Here is a 1,084-nt window from a genome sequence, read left to right as displayed (position 1 = left end):
AGCCAGTAGTGGTGGTGTTGGAAGGGGTAGGTGGGCAGGTCGGTGGTGGTGGCGTGGGGGATGAGGGTGGTCCAGTTGGGGGTGGTGTTGGTGTTGTTGGTGTGGGTGGTGGCGATGGCGGTGAGGAGGGTGTGGGTTTCGGGGTGGTTTTTGCGGAGGGTGGGGGTGAAGTGGCTGCTGCTGGTGGTGGTGTGGGTGGTGGGGAGGTTGTGGGGGGCGATGGCGGTGAGGGTGGTGTCGGGTCCGATTTCGAGGTAGGTGGTGACGCCGGTGTGGTGGAGGTGGGTGATGGTGTTGGCGAATTGGACGGGTTGGCGGGCGTGGTGGGCCCAGTGGGTGGGGGTGAGGGTGTGGGTGGGGGTGGCGGTGGTGTTGGTGATGAGGGGGGTGTGGGCGGGGTGGTGGGTGAGGGTGTGGGCGAGGGTGGTCAGGGGGGTGAGGATGGGGTCGAGGAGGGGGGAGTGGAAGGCGTGGGAGACGGTGAGGGGGTGGGTTTTGCGGCCGAGGTTGGTGAAGTGGGTGGTGATGGTGTGGATGTCGTGTGCGTTGCCGGAGATGACGGTGTTGGTGGGGTGGTTGATGGCGGCGATGGTGGTGTGGGGGGTGAGGTGGGGGGTGATTTCTTCGGGGGTGGCGTTGATGGCGGTCATGGCGCCGTTGGGGGGGAGGGTTTGCATGAGGTGGGCGCGTTGGGTGATGAGGGTGGCGGCGTCGGTGAGGGTGAGGATGCCGGCGGTGTGGGCGGCGGTGATTTCGCCGAGGGAGTGTCCGGCGAGGTAGTGGGGGTGGATGTCGAGGCTGGTGAGGAGGTGGGTGAGGGCGGTTTGGAGGGCGAAGATGGCGGGTTGGGTGTAGGTGGTTTGGTTGAGGAGGTGGGCTTGGGGGGTGTTTGGTTGGGCCCACATGATGTCGCGGAGGGGGTGGTCGAGGTGGGGGTCGAGGGCGTCGAGGGTGTTGTTGAGGGCGGTGGCGAAGGTGGGGAAGGTTTCGTAGAGTTGGCGGCCCATGCCGGGGTGTTGGGCGCCTTGTCCGGAGTAGAGGAACGCGGTTTTGCCGGGTCGGGCACGCCCGACGATCACGTTGA

1 protein-coding gene is annotated in these 1,084 nt (G+C 66.5%); it reads right to left on the bottom strand.

Going from position 1 to position 1,084, the window contains the following annotated elements:
- On the bottom strand, positions 1 to 1,007 hold a 1,007-nt coding region (locus ACIHFD_RS67930), incomplete at its 3' end, for an acyltransferase domain-containing protein (protein ID WP_397375982.1).
- Positions 1,008 to 1,084: the final 77 nt, after the last annotated feature.

The organism is Nonomuraea sp. NPDC051941 (assembly GCF_044593615.1).
The sequence above is the reverse complement of the archived record's forward strand: the minus strand, read 5'-3'. Positions and strand labels throughout refer to the sequence as shown.